This is a genomic window from Comamonas denitrificans, from assembly GCF_042654745.1.
Classification (GTDB): Bacteria; Pseudomonadota; Gammaproteobacteria; order Burkholderiales; family Burkholderiaceae_C; genus Comamonas; species Comamonas denitrificans.
This window is the reverse complement of sequence record NZ_JBHSEY010000057.1, coordinates 105,922-122,456: the sequence shown is the minus strand read 5'-3', so window position 1 is coordinate 122,456 and position 16,535 is coordinate 105,922. Positions and strand designations below refer to the sequence as shown.

The 16,535-nt window shown below is 60.0% G+C and carries 16 protein-coding genes; 12 read left to right on the top strand and 4 right to left on the bottom strand.

The features are described 5' to 3' along the window. Positions 1–70 precede the first annotated feature (70 nt). The 12 genes from ACFO24_RS12545 to typA all read left to right on the top strand — a co-directional run bounded on the left by ACFO24_RS12545 (position 71) and on the right by typA (position 14,240). Positions 71–1,102: a microcin C ABC transporter permease YejB gene (locus ACFO24_RS12545; protein ID WP_377738642.1), complete on the top strand. Its 1,032-nt coding sequence runs from the start codon at positions 71–73 to the stop codon at positions 1,100–1,102. Continuing rightward, positions 1,086–2,159, top strand: coding sequence for an ABC transporter permease (locus tag ACFO24_RS12540; protein WP_377738641.1), 1,074 nt, complete (start codon positions 1,086–1,088; stop codon positions 2,157–2,159). Before ACFO24_RS12545 ends, ACFO24_RS12540 begins: the two co-directional genes overlap by 17 nt. Positions 2,160–2,359: 200 nt before the next feature. Then, positions 2,360–3,226 carry a DNA damage-inducible protein D gene (gene dinD / locus ACFO24_RS12535; protein ID WP_377738640.1) on the top strand — a complete coding sequence of 289 codons (867 nt, stop codon included), beginning with the start codon at positions 2,360–2,362 and terminating at the stop codon, positions 3,224–3,226. A gap of 2 nt (positions 3,227–3,228) precedes the next feature. Continuing rightward, positions 3,229–4,848, top strand: a complete 1,620-nt coding sequence (locus ACFO24_RS12530; RefSeq protein ID WP_377738639.1) for an ABC transporter ATP-binding protein — start codon at positions 3,229–3,231, stop codon at positions 4,846–4,848. A 279-nt stretch (positions 4,849–5,127) separates the two neighbouring features. Continuing rightward, on the top strand, positions 5,128–5,289 hold the full coding sequence (locus ACFO24_RS12525) for a hypothetical protein (protein ID WP_207574141.1): 162 nt from the start codon (positions 5,128–5,130) through the stop codon (positions 5,287–5,289). 88 nt (positions 5,290–5,377) lie between these two features. After that, the gene (locus ACFO24_RS12520) at positions 5,378–5,755 is read left to right on the top strand and encodes a thioredoxin family protein (RefSeq protein ID WP_377738638.1); all 378 of its coding nucleotides are present in this window, start codon (positions 5,378–5,380) and stop codon (positions 5,753–5,755) included. Between the two features lie 156 nt (positions 5,756–5,911). Beyond that, positions 5,912–6,490 carry a ribosome maturation factor RimP gene (rimP, locus tag ACFO24_RS12515; protein WP_207574143.1) on the top strand — a complete coding sequence of 193 codons (579 nt, stop codon included), beginning with the start codon at positions 5,912–5,914 and terminating at the stop codon, positions 6,488–6,490. Positions 6,491–6,583: 93 nt separating this feature from the next. Beyond that, positions 6,584–8,083 carry a transcription termination factor NusA gene (gene nusA / locus ACFO24_RS12510; protein ID WP_207574144.1) on the top strand — a complete coding sequence of 500 codons (1,500 nt, stop codon included), beginning with the start codon at positions 6,584–6,586 and terminating at the stop codon, positions 8,081–8,083. A 19-nt stretch (positions 8,084–8,102) separates the two neighbouring features. Continuing rightward, a complete protein-coding gene (gene infB, locus ACFO24_RS12505) occupies positions 8,103–10,946 on the top strand; it encodes a translation initiation factor IF-2 (RefSeq protein ID WP_377738637.1) in 2,844 nt (947 codons plus the stop codon). A 90-nt stretch (positions 10,947–11,036) separates the two neighbouring features. Continuing rightward, positions 11,037–11,414: a 30S ribosome-binding factor RbfA gene (gene rbfA / locus ACFO24_RS12500; protein ID WP_377738636.1), complete on the top strand. Its 378-nt coding sequence runs from the start codon at positions 11,037–11,039 to the stop codon at positions 11,412–11,414. 4 nt (positions 11,415–11,418) lie between these two features. Beyond that, positions 11,419–12,387, top strand: coding sequence for a tRNA pseudouridine(55) synthase TruB (gene truB, locus ACFO24_RS12495; protein ID WP_207574147.1), 969 nt, complete (start codon positions 11,419–11,421; stop codon positions 12,385–12,387). Positions 12,388–12,416: 29 nt separating this feature from the next. Next, positions 12,417–14,240, top strand: coding sequence for a translational GTPase TypA (gene typA / locus ACFO24_RS12490; protein WP_377738635.1), 1,824 nt, complete (start codon positions 12,417–12,419; stop codon positions 14,238–14,240). A gap of 111 nt (positions 14,241–14,351) precedes the next feature. On the opposite strand, the gene ACFO24_RS12485 is transcribed toward typA, so the two are convergent. Genes ACFO24_RS12485 through ACFO24_RS12470 form a run of 4 tightly spaced genes read right to left on the bottom strand, consistent with a single transcriptional unit; the run spans position 14,352 to position 16,494 of the window. Beyond that, positions 14,352–14,765: an ExbD/TolR family protein gene (locus tag ACFO24_RS12485; protein ID WP_377738633.1), complete on the bottom strand. Its 414-nt coding sequence runs from the start codon at positions 14,763–14,765 to the stop codon at positions 14,352–14,354. A gap of 3 nt (positions 14,766–14,768) precedes the next feature. Next, positions 14,769–15,497, bottom strand: coding sequence for a MotA/TolQ/ExbB proton channel family protein (locus ACFO24_RS12480; RefSeq protein ID WP_377738632.1), 729 nt, complete (start codon positions 15,495–15,497; stop codon positions 14,769–14,771). A gap of 17 nt (positions 15,498–15,514) precedes the next feature. Continuing rightward, on the bottom strand, positions 15,515–16,231 hold the full coding sequence (locus ACFO24_RS12475; RefSeq protein ID WP_377738631.1) for an energy transducer TonB: 717 nt from the start codon (positions 16,229–16,231) through the stop codon (positions 15,515–15,517). 47 nt (positions 16,232–16,278) lie between these two features. Next, positions 16,279–16,494 (bottom strand): (2Fe-2S)-binding protein, encoded by a 216-nt coding sequence (locus tag ACFO24_RS12470; protein ID WP_377738630.1) that lies wholly within the window; start codon positions 16,492–16,494, stop codon positions 16,279–16,281. Positions 16,495–16,535: the final 41 nt, after the last annotated feature.

The following is a 16,535-nucleotide window of genomic DNA, read 5'->3' as shown; positions in this document are numbered from 1 at the left end:
CTTGCTGGCCCGGTTTTCCTAGGCGCGGCACTGCCTTGGTGTGCATGCGCCTCCGCCATAATCCCCCACCATGCTGGCCTACATACTCAAACGCATTGTGCTGATGCTGCCCACGTTGCTGGGGGTGCTGCTGCTGACCTTTGTGGTGATTCAATTTGTCCCCGGCGGCCCGGTTGAGCAGTACCTGGCCGAGGCCAAGGCCGGCGCGGGCGGTGGTGGTGGGGAAGGTGGGGGGCTGGCCTACCGTGGGGCCCAGGGCGTGGATGCCCAGCGCTTGGCCGAAATCAAAGCCCTGTACGGCTTTGACAAACCGGCGCACGAGCGTTTTGTGCAGATGCTGGGGCAGTTTGCCCGCTTTGACTTGGGGCGCAGCTTTTTTCAGAACAAAGATGTCTGGCAGCTCATCCAAGAAAAGCTACCCGTCTCGGCCAGCCTGGGGTTGTGGACCTTTTTTATCAGCTACCTGGTGGCGGTGCCCCTGGGCATTGCCAAGGCCGTGCGGGCTGGTTCGCGCTTTGATCTGCTCACCACGCTGGTGATTTTGGTGGGCTATGCCATTCCGGGGTTTGTTTTGGGGCTGGCGCTGCTGGTGATTTTTGGCGGGCAGTTGCAGTGGTTCCCGCTGCGCGGGCTCACCTCCAGCCACTGGGCCGATTTATCGCTCATGGGCAAGGTGGTGGATTACCTGTGGCACATCACCTTGCCCGTGCTGGCCATGGTGGCAGGCAGCTTTGCCGTCACCGCCATGCTGACCAAAAACGCTTTTTTGGAAGAAATCCGCAAGCAGTACGTGCTCACCGCCCGGGCCAAGGGCTTGAGCGAGCGCCAAGTGCTCTACCGCCACGTGTTTCGCAATGCGCTGCTGCCCATCGTCACCGGCTTTCCGGCGGCCTTTATCGGCGCTTTTTTTACCGGATCATTGCTGATTGAAACGCTGTTTTCTCTCGATGGCCTGGGCCTGCTCAGCTATGAAAGTGTTATCCGCCGCGACTACCCGGTGGTGCTGGGCACGCTGTACCTGTTCACCTTGATTGGGCTGGTGACCAAGCTGATTTCTGACCTGTGTTACGTCTGGGTGGATCCTCGTGTCAAATTCGACTGAAACGCTTACCCCACAAGCGCTAGCAGCTACTGAAATAGGAGTTTCTCCTGCCCGCCGTGCCTGGCGGCGCTTTGCTGACAATCGGCTGGGGCGCTGGAGTTTGTGGCTCTTTCTGGCCCTGGTGCTGCTCAGTCTGGGCGCAGAACTGATCAGCAATGACCGCCCGCTGTTGGTGCGCTACCAAGGCCAGCTCTACACCCCGCTGTGGCAGGACTACCCAGAAACCACCTTTGGCGGTGATTTTGAAACGCCCACCGATTACCTTGACCCGTTTATCCAGCAGCAACTGCAGCAAAACGGCAATTGGGCGCTGTTTGCCCCCAACCGCTACGGCGCGGACACCATCAACTACTTTGCCACCCAGCCCAACCCCGCGCCGCCGTCCCGCGCCAATTGGCTGGGCACCGACGAGCGCGGGCGCGACATGCTGGCGCAGCTGCTCTACGGCTTTCGTGTCAGTGCCTGGTTTGCCCTGGCGCTGACGGCCGTTGGCGTGGTGCTGGGGGTGCTGGCCGGGGCGGTGCAGGGTTTTTTTGGTGGCAAGACCGACTTGGCCTTCCAGCGCTTTATTGAAATTTGGGGCTCCATGCCCGAGCTGTATTTGCTCATTATTTTTAGTGCGGTGCTCTCGCCCAGCATTGGCTTGCTGCTGGTGCTGCTGTCGCTGTTTGGCTGGATGGGCCTGTCGGACTACGTGCGCGCCGAGTTTTTACGCAACCGCCAGCTCGATTACGTCAAAGCCGCACGCGCGCTGGGCGTGTCCAACGGCGCCATCATCTGGCGCCACATCCTGCCCAACAGCCTCACACCCGTGGTCACGTTTTTACCGTTTCGCATGAGCGCCGCCATTTTGGCGCTGACCTCGCTGGACTTCCTCGGCCTGGGCGTGCCCCCCGGCACCCCCAGCCTGGGCGAGCTGCTGGCCCAGGGCAAGAACAACGTCGATGCCTGGTGGATTTCGCTCTCCACCTTTGGCGTGCTGGTGCTCACGCTGCTGCTGCTGACCTTCATGGGCGATGCCCTGCGCGATGCGCTCGATCCCAGAAAGGCGCAATGAAAAAACTATTTTTTTGATGTTTTTGGCATCTATCCCTTGCTGTCCAAGCGCTAGATGCTTCTTTTTTTAATAAGTTATTTGTTTCAAACCATGAATCTTGTGAAATCGAAGCAACGCGTAGCAGACCACAGCGAAGTCTTCACTCCACCGTGGATGATTGAGGCCATGCTGGATTTGGTGAAGCCTCAAAAAGACTGCATATGACCGACACCATCGTTCCCCAACTTACCGCACGCTTTAACGAACTCAGCCAGCGCCTGCCTGATGAGGGCATCGAGTTCTGGTTTGCCCGCGACCTGATGGAGCCCCTGGGTTACGCCCGCTGGGAGAACTTCACTACGGCCATTCATCGGGCTATAGAGTCTTGTAAATCAACGGGTTATAACGAATCAGACCATTTTCGTGGCGTCACGAAAATGGTCACTTTGGGCAGTGGTGCCCAGCGTGCTGTCGAAGACTTCATGCTCACCCGCTATGCCTGTTACCTGATCGCCCAAAACGGCGATCCGCGCAAGCAGGCCATTGCCTTTGCCCAAAGTTACTTTGCCGTGCAAACGCGCAAGCAAGAGCTGATTGAAGACCGTATGCGTTTGCAAGCCAGGCTCGATGCACGCGACCGCCTGCGCGAATCGGAAAAGGCGCTGTCGCAAAACATCTACGAACGCGGTGTGGACGATGCTGGGTTTGGCCGCATTCGGGCCAGGGGCGATGCAGCCCTGTTTGGTGGCCACACCACGCAGATGATGAAAGACAAATACGGCATCGTGCAGACGCGCCCGTTGGCCGACTTTTTGCCCACGTTGACCATTGCGGCCAAGAACTTGGCCACCGAAATGACCAACCACAACGTGCAGCAGGCCAACCTGCTGGGCGAGCGCTCCATCACCCAAGAGCATGTGCAAAACAACCAAAGCGTGCGTGCCATGCTGGGCCAGCGCGGCATTGCACCAGAGCAGCTGCCACCAGAAGAAGACATCAAAAAGCTGGAGCGCCGGGTGAAAGCCGAGGACAAGAAAATCGAAAAGCAATCGGGCAAGCTGCCAGGGCCTGAGAGCCAAAACGGATAGCTATGTCGGAAACGATCTCTACCGCAATCCCCCCCCTGCTGCAGGTGCAAGACCTGCACGTCGCCTTCGGTGGCAAGCCCGTGGTGCAAGGCGTGAGTTTTGCCCTGCATGCGGGCGAGAAACTGGCCCTGGTGGGCGAGTCCGGCTCGGGCAAGTCGGTCACGGCGCTCAGCCTGCTGCGCTTGCTCGATGGGGCTCAAATTGGCGGTTCAGCCTTGCTGGATGGGCGCGATCTGCTCACCTTATCGGAGCATGCATTGCGCAGTGTGCGTGGCAGCGATGTGGCCATGATCTTTCAAGAGCCGATGACCGCGCTCAACCCCTTGATGCGCATTGGCCAGCAGATTGCCGAGGTGCTGCAACTCAAGCAAGGGCTGGCGGTGAAAGCCGCCTGGGCGCAGGCCATTGAGCTGCTGGCGGCCACCGGCATCGCGCAGCCTGCGCAGCGCGCGCAGGCCTGGCCGCACCAGCTCTCGGGTGGGCAACGCCAGCGCGCCATGCTGGCCATGGCGCTGGCCAGCCGCCCCAAGCTGCTGCTGGCCGATGAGCCGACCACGGCGCTGGATGTGGCGCTGCGCACGCAGATGCTGGAGCTGCTCAGCGATTTGCAGCGCCAAACCGGTATGGCGGTGCTGCTCATTACGCACGACTTGCATCTGGTGCGCCGCTTTGCCGACCGCGTGGCGGTGATGCAGCACGGCCACATCGTTGAGCAGGCCCACACCGCGCATTTGTTTGCCAACCCGCAGCACCCCTACACGCGCCAGTTGCTCGACAGCACGCCGCAGCGCCATGTGCATCCGGTGCCAGACGATGCGCCCGTGCACATTGCCGCCGAGCAGTTGCGCGTGGTCTATCCCACCCCTTTGCCGGGGCTGCGCGGCTGGTTCAAAAAGGGTGAGTTTGTTGCCGTGCAGGGTGCCAATTTCCAGCTGCGCCAAGGGCAAACGCTGGCTGTGGTGGGCGAGTCGGGCTCGGGCAAATCCACGCTGGCCCAGGCGGTGCTGGGCCTGCTGCCCAGCCAAGGGACGCTGGCCGTGGATGGCCAAGCGTGGCAGCAACCGGCGACGCGCAACACCCCCGCCAACCAAGCGTTGCGCCGCTGTGTGCAGGTGGTGTTCCAAGATCCGTTCTCGGCGCTGTCGCCACGCCTGACGGTGGAAGAGATTGTGGGCGAGGGCCTGCGCGTGCATGCGCCGCAGCTCGATGCCAGCGCACGGCGCCACAGGGTGGTGCAGGCGCTGGCCGAGGTGGGGCTGCACAGCCACCAGTTCCCCGGCCTGCTGCAGCGCTACCCGCATGCGTTCTCGGGCGGCCAGCGCCAGCGCCTGGCGATTGCGCGGGCCTTGATCTTGCAGCCGCAGGTGTTGGTGCTCGATGAGCCGACCAGCGCCCTGGATGCCCGCATTCAAAAACAGGTGCTGGCGCTGCTGCAGCAATTGCAGCATGAGCGGGGGCTGGCGTATTTGCTCATCACCCACGACATGGAAGTGGTGCGCGCCATGGCGCACCAGGTGCTGGTGATGAAAGATGGCGCGGTGGTCGAGTCCGGCAGCGTCGATGCCGTGCTCGATGCGCCCCAGCACCCGTACACCCAGGCCTTGGTGCAAGCCATGTTGTAAATTTTTTAATAGCTGTTTGCGCTTGATTTAAATAGATTAAGTAAGCTTTTATCCTGTTAATCTAATAAATACAAGCGGTGCATGCTCACTTAATTGATTAAGTGCCGCACTGCACAGCGCCGCAATGCATGCTGAACGCGGCACAAAGCGTGGGCATAGCGCAGCGCCTGGTGGGTAAAGGTGGGGGAATTTTCGGCGGCTTGGCTGTCAATGGCGCTTGAGTATGAAAGAATGCAGGGTTTTTTCAACTCACCCCCTCTTTCCTTTGGAGAAATTGTCATGGGCAATAAGATCGTTACTGAAGCTGATCGCAAGCGCACCCCCCGTCCCGTTCCCCCCAATGGCTACGCTGTGCCCACCGGTGGCCGTGGCCAGCGCGTGAGCCTGGAGCGTGGTGTGCACACCCGCTTCAAGAAGAACCCGGGCAAACGCCACGGCTAAGCATCGGCAGCGCCAGCTGCTGCCAGCAGTTCGCTGCGAGCAAGCCCCGTGCGCAAGTTCGGGGCTTTTTATTTATGAGGATGAGGGTGTGCAGGCAACCGCAGAAACAACAACCTGGTATGTCGTGTGTTTGTGTGCGCAGTGGTGCAGCACGTGCCGGGCCTATGCGCCAGATTTTTTAGCCCAAGCGGGGCTGGAGCAGGCCGACCCGGCAGAGCGCTACCTGTGGGTGGATGTTGAGGCGCACGACGATTTGCTGGGCGACTGGGATATTGAAACCTTCCCCACGCTGCTCATTGCCCAGGGGGATCAGCCCGTTTTTATGGGTGTGTTGCCACCGCAGATCGCCGTGCTTGCCCGGCTGGTGCAGTCCTACAAAAACGAGGGTGCCGCCCCTGTCGGGGTGAATGCAGCGGTGGCCGCCCTGTGGCAGCAGTTGCGGCCCCGTTTGGCGGACGCAAAATAGCACGGCGTTGCAGGCGAATTAGCCCAGTGTGGCGTTGCAGATCAATGGTTTGCAAGCTATAATCTTCGCTTCACGACCAAACGGGCGGGTTTTCACCGCCCGTTTTTTTTGGTCGTTTGTTTTTCACCGAGAAAAATTGAGAAAGATTTCAACGCAGTGGCATTGCAGCAAATTGTTGAACAAACGGTAACCGGACTGGGCTACGACCTGGTAGAGATTGAACGCACCGCCGGCGGATTGCTTCGTATCACGATTGATTTGCCTTGGACTGCGCCCACCGAAGGGGAAGCGGATTTACCAGAGGCGTTCATCACGGTCGAAGACTGTGAAAAAGTCACACGCCAGCTGCAATTTGCTCTGGAAGTTGATGGGGTCGATTACCAGCGCCTGGAAGTCTCTTCCCCCGGAATTGATCGCTTGCTGCGCAATACCGTCGATTTTGAGCGCTTTGCTGGGCAGCTGGTGGATATCACCCTCAAGGCCCCGATTGGTGCTGCGGCCCAAGGCCAGGTGCATGCCAACCGCAAAAAATTTCGCGGCACCTTGGAACGGGTCGATGCCGAGCATTGGCAAATCGTCTGGAGTGATGAGCCGCCGGTCAAGCCCGGCCAGCGCGTGAGCAAAAAACGCGAGCCTGCACCACTGCAGGCACTGGGTTTTGTGTTTGATGAATTGCAAGAGGCGCGTTTGGCGCCCGTCGTCAGTTTTAAAGGGCGTGCAGCCAAGGGCCATTAAGCCAACGGCCAGCGCGTTGAGCCAGAAAAGTAAAAGTGCACACAGGCAAACACTGTGCACGCTATAGATGCAAGAACGAAGGAGTGTGGTCGCATGAATCGCGAACTATTGATGTTGGTAGAAGCCATTTCGCGTGAAAAAAATGTCGAGCGCGACGTGGTGTTGGGCGCTGTTGAGCAAGCCTTGGCCCAGGCAAGCAAAAAACTGTTTGGTGGCGATGTGGATATTCGCGTGGCGATTGACCGCGATTCGGGCCACTACGACACGTTCCGCCGCTGGTTGGTCGTCCCCAATGATGCCGGGCTGCAAAACCCCGATGCCGAAGAATTGCTCATGGATGCCGAAGAGCGCCAGCCGGGCGTGCAAGTGGGCGACTACATTGAAGAGCAGGTCGAATCCGTGCCCATTGGGCGCATTGGCGCGATGACCGCCAAGCAAGTGATTTTGCAAAAGATCCGCGATGCCGAGCGCGAAATGCTGCTGGATGAGTACATGGCCCGGGGGGAAAAGATTTTTTCCGGCACCGTCAAGCGCATGGACAAGGGCGACATCATCGTCGAAGTGGGGCGCATCGAAGGGCGCTTGCGGCGCAGCGAAATGATCCCCAAAGAAAATCTGCGCAGTGGTGACCGCGTTCGCGCCATGATCATGGAAGTGGATTTGACCCTGCGTGGTGCGCCCATCGTGCTGTCGCGGGCTGCGCCGGAATTCATGATTGAGCTGTTTCGCAACGAAGTGCCCGAGATCGAGCAAGGCCTGCTTGAGATCAAAAGCTGTGCCCGCGATCCTGGCAGCCGTGCCAAGATTGCCGTCGTCAGCCACGACAAGCGCGTCGATCCCATCGGCACCTGCGTCGGTGTGCGCGGTTCGCGCGTGAATGCGGTGACCACCGAGTTGGCTGGTGAGCGCGTCGATATCGTGCTGTGGAGTGAAGACCCCGCCCAGTTTGTGATTGGTGCGCTGGCCCCGGCCAATGTCCAATCCATCGTGGTGGACGAAGAAAAACATGCCATGGATGTGGTGGTGGATGAGGAAAACCTGGCCATCGCCATTGGCCGTGGCGGGCAGAACGTGCGTTTGGCCTCGGACCTGACGGGTTGGAAAATCAACATCATGGACGCTGCCGAATCGGCGCAAAAGCAGGCTGAGGAAACTGATTCGGCCCGCAAGCTGTTTATGGAAAAACTCGATGTCGATGCTGAGCTGGCCGACATCCTGGTCGAAGAAGGCTTTAACAGCTTGGAAGAAGTGGCCTACGTGCCGCTGGCCGAGATGCTGGAAATCGAAGCCTTCGACGAGGAGACCGTCACCGAGCTGCGCACCCGCGCGAAAGATGCCCTGCTGACCCAAGAAATTGCCCAGCAGGAAAGCGTGGGGCAGGTTGCCGAAGACCTGCGCACCCTGGAAGGTGTCACACCAGAAATCTTGGCCAAATTGGCCGAGGGCGGCGTGCGCACACGGGACGATTTGGCCGACTTGGCCATTGATGAATTAACCGACCTGACCGGCCAAAGTGCTGAAGAGGCCACCGCACTGATCATGCAGGCGCGTGCCCACTGGTTCAACCAAGAGCAGAACCAGGATCAGGAATAAAGGGAGGAAAGAACAAGATATGTCATTGAATACCGTGGCTGAGTTTGCCAAAGAACTCCATAAATCCCCCCAAGACCTGCTTGAGCAATTGCGCGCAGCAGGCGTGGCCAAAAAATCGGCGAGTGATGCGTTGAGCGATAGCGATAAACAGCAATTGCTGGCCCACTTGAAAAACACCAGCGGCGTGGGTGACGGGGAGCGTAAAAAAATTACGCTGACCACGCGCTCCACCAGCGAAATCAAGCAGGCCGATGCCACAGGCAAAGCCCGCACCATTCAGGTGGAGGTGCGCAAGAAGCGCACGTTTATCCAGCGCGAAGACCCTGCCGAGGTAGCGGCCCGTGCGGCCCAGGCCGTCCAGGCTGAGCAAGAGAACCAAGAGCTGGTGCGCCGCGAGGAGCAGGCCCGCCAAGAAGTGGCGGTGATTGCCAAGGAAGAAGCGCAGCTGGTGCAAGAGCGCCAGGAACGCCAAGAGCGTGAGCGCAAAGAGCGCGAGGCCGAAGAGCGTGCCCGCGCCTATGCCCAGGCCGAAACGGCCAAGCTGCGCCAAGCCAAAGAAGCCAAAAAAGAAGCCGCGGCCGAGGCCGCTGCAGCCGCGGCCGAGCGCATCAAAGCGCAGGAAGAAGCCCGCCTGAAAGCCGAGCAAGAAGCCCAGGCACGTGCCAAGGAAGAGGCTGATCGCGCCAAAGACCTGGTGGATCGGCGCCGCAAGGCGCTGGCCGAGGCCGAAGCCATTCGCGCCATGATGGCCGCGCCGAAAAAAGTGCTGGTTGCCAAGAAGCCGGAAAAAGTCGAAAAGCCCGAAGAGGCGAAAAAAGCCGTGGCCAGTACGGCCGCTGGGGCCAAGAAAGCGGCCCCTGGTGCCAAACCTGCGGAGGCCGGCGCTGGTGTGCGCAAAGATGCCAAAGAGGTGAAATCGGCCAAGCTGTCTTCCAGCTGGGCGGGTGACGACAGCGCCAAGAAAAAAGAAATCAAAACCCGTGGCGACACCAACAGCGGCAACCGCGGTGGCAACTGGCGTGCGGGCGGCAACAAGGGCGGCCGTGGTGGCCGCCGTGGCGGCAACGACCGCCATGAGCAGCAGCAAGTGGTGCAGCAAGAGTTCCGCGCCCTAGAAATTTCGGTGCCCGAGACCATCACGGTGGCCGAGCTGGCGCACAAGATGGCCGTGAAAGCGTCTGAGCTGATCAAGGTGCTGATGAAGATGGGCCAGATGGTTACCATCAACCAGCCGTTGGACCAAGACACCGCGATGATCGTGGTCGAAGAAATGGGCCACACCGCCAAGATTGCGGCGTTGGACGATCCGGAAGCCTTCAGCGAAGAAGATGCCGCCCAGTACACCGGCGAGCTGCTCCCGCGTGCCCCGGTGGTGACCGTCATGGGCCACGTGGACCACGGCAAGACCTCGCTGCTGGACTACATCCGCCGCACCAAAGTGGCCACGGGCGAAGCCGGTGGTATTACCCAGCACATCGGTGCCTACCACGTGCAAACGCCACGCGGCATCGTCACCTTCCTGGACACCCCGGGCCACGAGGCGTTTACCGCCATGCGTGCCCGTGGTGCCAAATCGACCGACATCGTGATCTTGGTGTGTGCCTCGGACGACGGCGTGATGCCGCAAACGCGCGAAGCCATCAAGCACGCCAAGGCCGCCGGGGTGCCGATTGTGGTGGCCTTGACCAAGGCCGACAAACCCGATGCCAACCCTGAAAAGGTCAAGCAAGAGCTGGTGGCCGAGCAGGTGGTGCCGGAAGAATACGGTGGTGATTCGCCCTTTGTGGCCGTCTCCAGCAAAACCGGTATGGGCATCGACGAGCTGCTGGAGCACGTGCTGCTGCAAGCCGAGGTGATGGAGCTGAAGGCCCCGGCCGATGCCGCCGCCAAGGGCCTGGTGATCGAGGCCCAGCTGGACAAGGGCCGCGGCCCGGTGGCCACGGTGCTGGTGCAGTCGGGCACCTTGAAGGTGGGCGACATTGTGCTGGCCGGCCAAACCTATGGCCGCGTGCGCGCCATGCTGGACGAAGACGGCAAGACCGCCAAAGAAGCGGGCCCGTCCATTCCCGTCGAAATTCAGGGCCTGTCGGATGTGCCGCAAGCCGGTGACGACTTCATGGTCATGCTGGATGAGCGCCGTGCCCGTGAAGTGGCCACCTACCGCGCTGGCAAGTTCCGCAACACCAAGCTGGCCAAGCAGCAAGCGGCCAAGCTGGAGAACATGTTCTCCGATATGACCGCTGGCGATGTGCAGACCCTGTCGCTGATCATCAAGGCCGATATGCAAGGCTCGCAAGAGGCACTGGCCGCTTCGCTGCTCAAGCTCTCGACCGACGAGATCAAGGTGCAGGTGGTGTACTCCGGCGTGGGCGGCATCAGCGAATCGGACGTGAACCTGGCGCTGGCCTCCAAGGCCATCATCATCGGCTTTAACGTGCGGGCCGACGTGCAAGCGCGCAAGACGGCCGAAGGCAACGATGTCGATATCCGCTACTACAACATCATCTACGACGCGGTCGAAGAGGTGAAAGCGGCCATGTCCGGCATGCTGGCGCCCGAGCAGCGCGAAGAAATCATTGGCCTGGCCGAGATTCGCACCGTGTTCGTCGCCACCAAGATCGGCACGGTGGCTGGTTCCTACATCCTGCAGGGCCACGTTACGCGCCATGCGCATTTCCGCTTGCTGCGCGACAACGTGGTCATCTACACCGGCGAGATCGAATCGCTGCGCCGTATGAAGGACGATGTCAAAGAGGTCAAGGAAGGCTTTGAGTGCGGTATCAAACTCAAGAACTACAACGACATTCGCGAAGGCGATCAGTTGGAAGTGTTTGAGATCCGCGAGATTGCCCGTACTCTGTAATTAATAGCTATTGCCGCTTGGTGTAAAAGGATTTTTAGGTATAAATCCTTAAAAATCCTTTGTAAATCAGCGCGAATAACTCTTCTTTTAATGGCAAAAAAACCAAAACCCGCTGCGCCGCAGCGCAGCTTCAAAATCGCCGACCAGATCCAGCGGGATCTGGCCGAGTTGATTGCCCGCGAGTTGAAAGACCCGCGCGTGGGCATGGTGACCCTGCAATCGGTGCAGGTCACGCCCGACTACGCCCACGCCAAGGTGTATTTCAGCCTGCTGGTGGGCGACCCCGATGCCACGCAAGAGGCGCTGAACCAAGGTGCCGGCTTTTTGCGCAATGCCTTGTTCAAGCGTTTGCACATCCACACCGTGCCGACCTTGCACTTTATCTACGACCGCACCCAGGAGCGCGCTGCCGACATGAACGCCTTGATCGCCAAGGCAGTCGCTTCGCGTGGCCCCGAACAGGACTGACACGATGACTGCCCCTCGCACCCGGGTGCAGCGGCGCCCCGTGCATGGGGTGGTGCTGCTCGATAAACCCCTGGGCCTGTCCAGCAACGATGCCTTGCAAAAGGTCAAATGGCTGCTGCGCGCCGAAAAAGCGGGCCACACAGGCACGCTCGATCCGCTGGCCACGGGCGTGCTGCCGCTGTGCTTTGGGGCGGCGACCAAGTTCAGCGCCCTGCAGCTCGATGCCCCCAAAACCTACCGCGCCATCGCCCGCCTGGGCCAAACCACCACCACGGCCGATGCCGAGGGGGCGGTGCTGCAAGAGCGCGCGGTCGATGCCGCCCAACTCACTGCCGACAACCTGGCCACGGTGGCGGCCCGATTCACCGGGGCGATTCGCCAAATACCGCCGATGTACAGCGCCTTGAAAAAAGACGGCAAAGCCCTGTACGAATATGCCCGTGCTGGAGAAACGATAGAGCGCCCCGCACGGGATATCTTTATTTACGGATTGAAAATAGCCAAAACGCAAGATGAATCTGCGCAACCAGCTATTGAAATAGAAGTAACCTGCAGCAAAGGCACCTACATCCGCACCCTGGCCGAAGACATTGGCCAGGCCCTGGGCTGTGGTGCCCACTTGCGCAGCCTGCGCCGCACCGAGACGGGCGGCCTGGGCCTGGCGCAGTGCGTCACCCTGGCGCAGCTGGAGGCCTTAGAGGGCGATGCGCGGCTGGCCCATGTGCTGCCCGCCGATCACCTGCTGCAAGGGCACACCCCCATCACCCTGGGGGCCGAGGATGCCGCCCGCTTCCTGACCGGGCTGCGCCGCCGCGGCCCCTGGGCCGACGCGGATGCGGTGGCCGTGTACGCAGACCAGCCCCGCGCCTTATTGGGTGTGGGGCACATTCATGCCGGAGAGCTGATACCGGATCGGTTACTCAGCCCCCTGGAAATTCAACAAATTCTGGAAGGGATGTCGCGCCCCTCATAAACGCGGCCTTTGGAACTTTGAGCAACACTATGAGCATACAAATTCGCAATATCGCCATCATTGCCCACGTGGACCACGGCAAGACCACCATGGTGGACCAGCTGCTGCGCTCCTCGGGCACCTTTGCCGCCCACGAAAAAGTGGTGGACACGGTGATGGACAACCACGCCATCGAGCGCGAGCGTGGCATCACCATCTTGGCCAAAAACTGTGCCGTGCGCTGGAAAGACACCCACATCAACATCCTGGACACCCCCGGCCACGCGGACTTTGGCGGTGAGGTTGAGCGCGCGCTGTCGATGGTCGATGGCGTGGTGCTGCTGATCGACTCGCAAGAAGGCCCCATGCCGCAAACGCGCTTTGTGACCAAAAAGGCGCTGGCCCTGGGCCTAAAGCCCATCGTGGTGGTGAACAAGGTGGACAAGCCCGGCGCCAATCCCGACAAAGTGATCAACGCCGCCTTTGACCTGTTTGACAAGCTGGGTGCGACCGACGAACAGCTGGATTTTCCCGTGGTGTATGCCTCGGGCATCAACGGCTGGTCGAGCAAAACCGAAGGTGTGCCCGGCGAGCAATGGGGCCCCGATATGTCGGCCCTGTTCGACACCATCTTGGAGCATGTGCCCGCCGTCAAAGGCGATGCCTCTGCGCCGGTGCAAATGCAGGTTTCCGCGCTGGATTACTCCACCTTTGTGGGCCGTATCGGCGTAGGCCGCATCAACCAGGGCACCTTGAAGGCCGGGCAAGACGTGCTGGTCATGGCCGGCCCCGATGGCAAAAGCTACAAAGGCCGCATCAACCAGATCCACAAGTTTCAGGGTCTGGACCGCGTGCAAGTGACCGAGGCGGGCCCCTCAGAAATCGTGCTTATTAGCGGCATTGACAACGTGGGTATTGGTGAAACCATTACCGACCCGGCCAACCCCCAGCCGCTGCCGATGCTCAAAATCGACGAGCCCACGCTGACCATGAACTTCTGCGTGAACACCTCGCCGCTGGCCGGCCGCGAAGGCAAGTTTGTGACCAGCCGCCAAATTTGGGACCGCCTGCAAAAAGAGCTGCGCTCCAACGTGGCGCTGCGCGTGAAAGAAACCAATGAGGACGGGATTTTTGAAGTCTCGGGCCGGGGTGAACTGCACCTGACCATCTTGCTGGAAGAAATGCGCCGCGAAGGCTATGAGCTGGCCGTCTCCAAGCCGCGCGTGGTGTTCAAAGAGATTGATGGCGAGCGTTGCGAGCCCATCGAAATGGTCACCGCCGACATCGAAGAAAGCCACCAAGGCGGCGTGATGCAAGCCCTGGGCGAGCGCAAAGGTGAGCTGGTGAACATGGAGTCCGATGGCCGGGGCCGTGTGCGCCTGGAGTACCGCATTCCTGCCCGGGGTCTGATTGGTTTTACCAATGAATTCTTGAATTTAACCCGTGGTACCGGCCTGATTAGCAACATTTTTGATAGCTACGAGCCCTACAAAGGCGAAATTGGTGGCCGTAAAAATGGCGTGCTGATTTCTATGGACGATGGTGAAATCTTCACCTACGCCCTGGGTAAGCTGGACGATCGGGGCCGCATGTTTGTGAAAGCGGGCGATGCCGTGTACGAAGGCATGGTTATCGGTATCCACAGCCGCGACAACGATCTGGTGGTGAACGCCACCCGCACCAAGCAGCTGACCAACTTCCGTGTCAGCGGCAAGGAAGATGCCATCAAAATCACCCCGCCGATTGAGCTGTCGCTGGAGTACGGTGTGGAATTCATCGACGACGATGAGTTGCTGGAAATCACCCCCACCAGCCTGCGCGTGCGCAAGCGCCACCTGAAAGAGCACGAGCGCAAACGCGCCAGCCGCGATTAATCTGAGCGCCCGTCAGCGCTGACAGAAAAGCAAAAACCCCGCTAGCTTTGAATGGCTAGCGGGTTTTTTTTTGTGCTGCGTGCGATGTGGGGAGGGATTACCGGGGCCGTTTTACGGCTGTGCCGGATCGGTGACGAAGCCGATCTTGCGCACGCCGGCCTTTTGCGCAGCGGCCATGGCCTGGGCTACGCGCTCGTAGCGCACGTCCTTGTCGCCCCGAATGTGCAGGTCGGGCTGATTTTCTTTGCCACCTTCGGCGTGCAGGCGCCGGGCCAGCTCGTCGTCAGAGACCGATTCTTTGTTCCAGTGGTATTGCCCGTCGGCGCTGATGCTGAGGTTGATGGTTTCGGGCTTGATCAATTCCGGCTCATTGCTGGCGCGGGGCAGGTCGATATTGACCGAGTCTTTCATCACCGGCACGGTGATGATGAAGATGATGAGCAGTACCAACATCACATCCACCAGGGGGGTCATGTTGATTTCGTTCATCACCTCATCGCTGTCATCTTGGGTGCCAAAGGACATGGTTTACGCCCCTTTTTTCAGCGGCAGCACCTTGTTGCTGTCGCTGCCGTGTTTTTCAGAACTGATGCGTGCCCCGGTCACAAAATAGGCGTGCAGGTCGTGGGCAAAGCTATTGAGGGCGTTGATGATTTTTTTGTTGCCGCGCACCAAGGCGTTGTAGCCCAGCACGGCAGGAATGGCCACGGCCAGGCCAAAGGCGGTCATGATCAGCGCCTCGCCCACGGGGCCGGCGACTTTGTCGATGGACGACTGGCCCGACATGCCAATGGCCACCAGCGCATGGTAGATGCCCCACACCGTGCCAAACAGCCCGACAAACGGTGCTGTTGAGCCCACCGAGGCCAGGATCGACAGGCCTGACTGCAGGCGCTGCGTGCAGCCATCGACGCAGTAGCGCAGTGAGCGGGTGATCCAGTCGCTGATGTCCAGCGTGTCGTGCAAGTGGTCGCAGGTCTTGCGGTGGTGGGCGACGGCCTCACGCCCTTCCAGGGCCATGGTGCGAAACGGGTTGTCGGCCTCCATCCCCAGTTTGTCCAGGGCAATGCCAAAGTCTTCGCTGTGCCAAAAGCCTTCGGCCTTGCTCGCGTATTTTTTCATTTTTACCAGTGCCAAAGCTTTGATGATGATGACTGCCCACGAGGCCACTGACATCAGCAGCAGCAAAATTGCGACGCTGCGGGAAACAAAGTCGCCCTGCGCCCAGACGTGGGCAATACCAAATTGCGATTCCATGAAAACTCCAGGTGGTTTTATTCGAGTACGAAATTAATAGGGACGATGTTCCACATCGCTTCAGCCACGCCATTGCGTGAGCCGGGGGTAAATTTCCAGCGCCGTACGGCATCAACGGCCGCCTTGTCCAGGCGGTCAAAGCCGCTTGATTGTTGGATTTGAATTTGCTCCGGCTGGCCTTGCGCATTGACAAAAACACGCAGCATGACTTTGCCTTGCTCGCCCATGCGTCGGCTGATGGAGGGGTAGCTTGGACGGGGGTTGTTCAAGTATGCCGCGCTGCTCGATGGCATGACGATGGCCGCAGGCGCATCGGTGGTGGCGCTGGCCTGGGCCGCCGTTGGTGCAGGTGTTGGCGTGGCGGGCGCGGTTGGCTCTGGATCCAGCGTGCCGGTGGGCGCGGTGGCCGGGGCTGGATCGGGGCTGGCAACCGCCTTGGGCAGGGGTTGCGGTTTGGGTTTGGGCTGCGGTTTGGGCTGTGGCTTGGGCACAGGCTTGGGTTGCACCACCGGCTCTGGCGGGGCCAGGGGCATGGGCTCAGGCATGACGATGGGTTCAGGCTCGGGCGTAATAAAGGTGGCGATCACCTGCGCAGGAATAACCATTGGGGCCGGCGTGGCACCAGGGAGGCGCTGCAATCCCCAAAGTGCGAGCGCATGCACGGCCAAGACCATGGCCGTAACGGCCACTTTGGAGCGTGCAGAGTGAGCGGCAGAAGATTCGAAAGAACGCATGAGGAGAGGGTGGCTTCTGGCTGGGGCAGCGCAGAAGAGGTCGCTGGTTACAGCATGGGCGCTGGAGTGTCGATGGCTTTGTGCAAGGCCGCAACCGGTGCTTGGGAGCGGCATTGCGCAACCAGATCACGGGCGGTACTTTCGCAGCAGCCGCACTGGGTGGCGACCCCTAGCTCAAATTGGATATCGTCAAAGCTGATCCCGGCATGGGCATAGCGAGCAATTTCGCGGTCCGAAATACGGCGGCAAACACAGACAATCATCACGGCATCCTTTTTTGCTGATGATGTGATTGTAAATGTAA

What these genes read in the sequence shown, in the direction of transcription:
- ACFO24_RS12545 (WP_377738642.1), top strand. Translation starts at nt 71, where the DNA reads ATGCTGGCCTACATACTCAAACGCATTGTGCTGATGCTGCCCACGTTG.
- dinD (WP_377738640.1), top strand. Translation starts at nt 2,360, where the DNA reads ATGACCGACACCATCGTTCCCCAACTTACCGCACGCTTTAACGAACTC.
- ACFO24_RS12530 (WP_377738639.1), top strand. Translation starts at nt 3,229, where the DNA reads ATGTCGGAAACGATCTCTACCGCAATCCCCCCCCTGCTGCAGGTGCAA.
- ACFO24_RS12525 (WP_207574141.1), top strand. Translation starts at nt 5,128, where the DNA reads ATGGGCAATAAGATCGTTACTGAAGCTGATCGCAAGCGCACCCCCCGT.
- nusA (WP_207574144.1), top strand. Translation starts at nt 6,584, where the DNA reads ATGAATCGCGAACTATTGATGTTGGTAGAAGCCATTTCGCGTGAAAAA.
- infB (WP_377738637.1), top strand. Translation starts at nt 8,103, where the DNA reads ATGTCATTGAATACCGTGGCTGAGTTTGCCAAAGAACTCCATAAATCC.
- rbfA (WP_377738636.1), top strand. Translation starts at nt 11,037, where the DNA reads ATGGCAAAAAAACCAAAACCCGCTGCGCCGCAGCGCAGCTTCAAAATC.
- truB (WP_207574147.1), top strand. Translation starts at nt 11,419, where the DNA reads ATGACTGCCCCTCGCACCCGGGTGCAGCGGCGCCCCGTGCATGGGGTG.
- typA (WP_377738635.1), top strand. Translation starts at nt 12,417, where the DNA reads ATGAGCATACAAATTCGCAATATCGCCATCATTGCCCACGTGGACCAC.
- ACFO24_RS12485 (WP_377738633.1), bottom strand. Translation starts at nt 14,765, where the DNA reads ATGTCCTTTGGCACCCAAGATGACAGCGATGAGGTGATGAACGAAATC.
- ACFO24_RS12480 (WP_377738632.1), bottom strand. Translation starts at nt 15,497, where the DNA reads ATGGAATCGCAATTTGGTATTGCCCACGTCTGGGCGCAGGGCGACTTT.
- ACFO24_RS12475 (WP_377738631.1), bottom strand. Translation starts at nt 16,231, where the DNA reads ATGCGTTCTTTCGAATCTTCTGCCGCTCACTCTGCACGCTCCAAAGTG.
- ACFO24_RS12470 (WP_377738630.1), bottom strand. Translation starts at nt 16,494, where the DNA reads ATGATTGTCTGTGTTTGCCGCCGTATTTCGGACCGCGAAATTGCTCGC.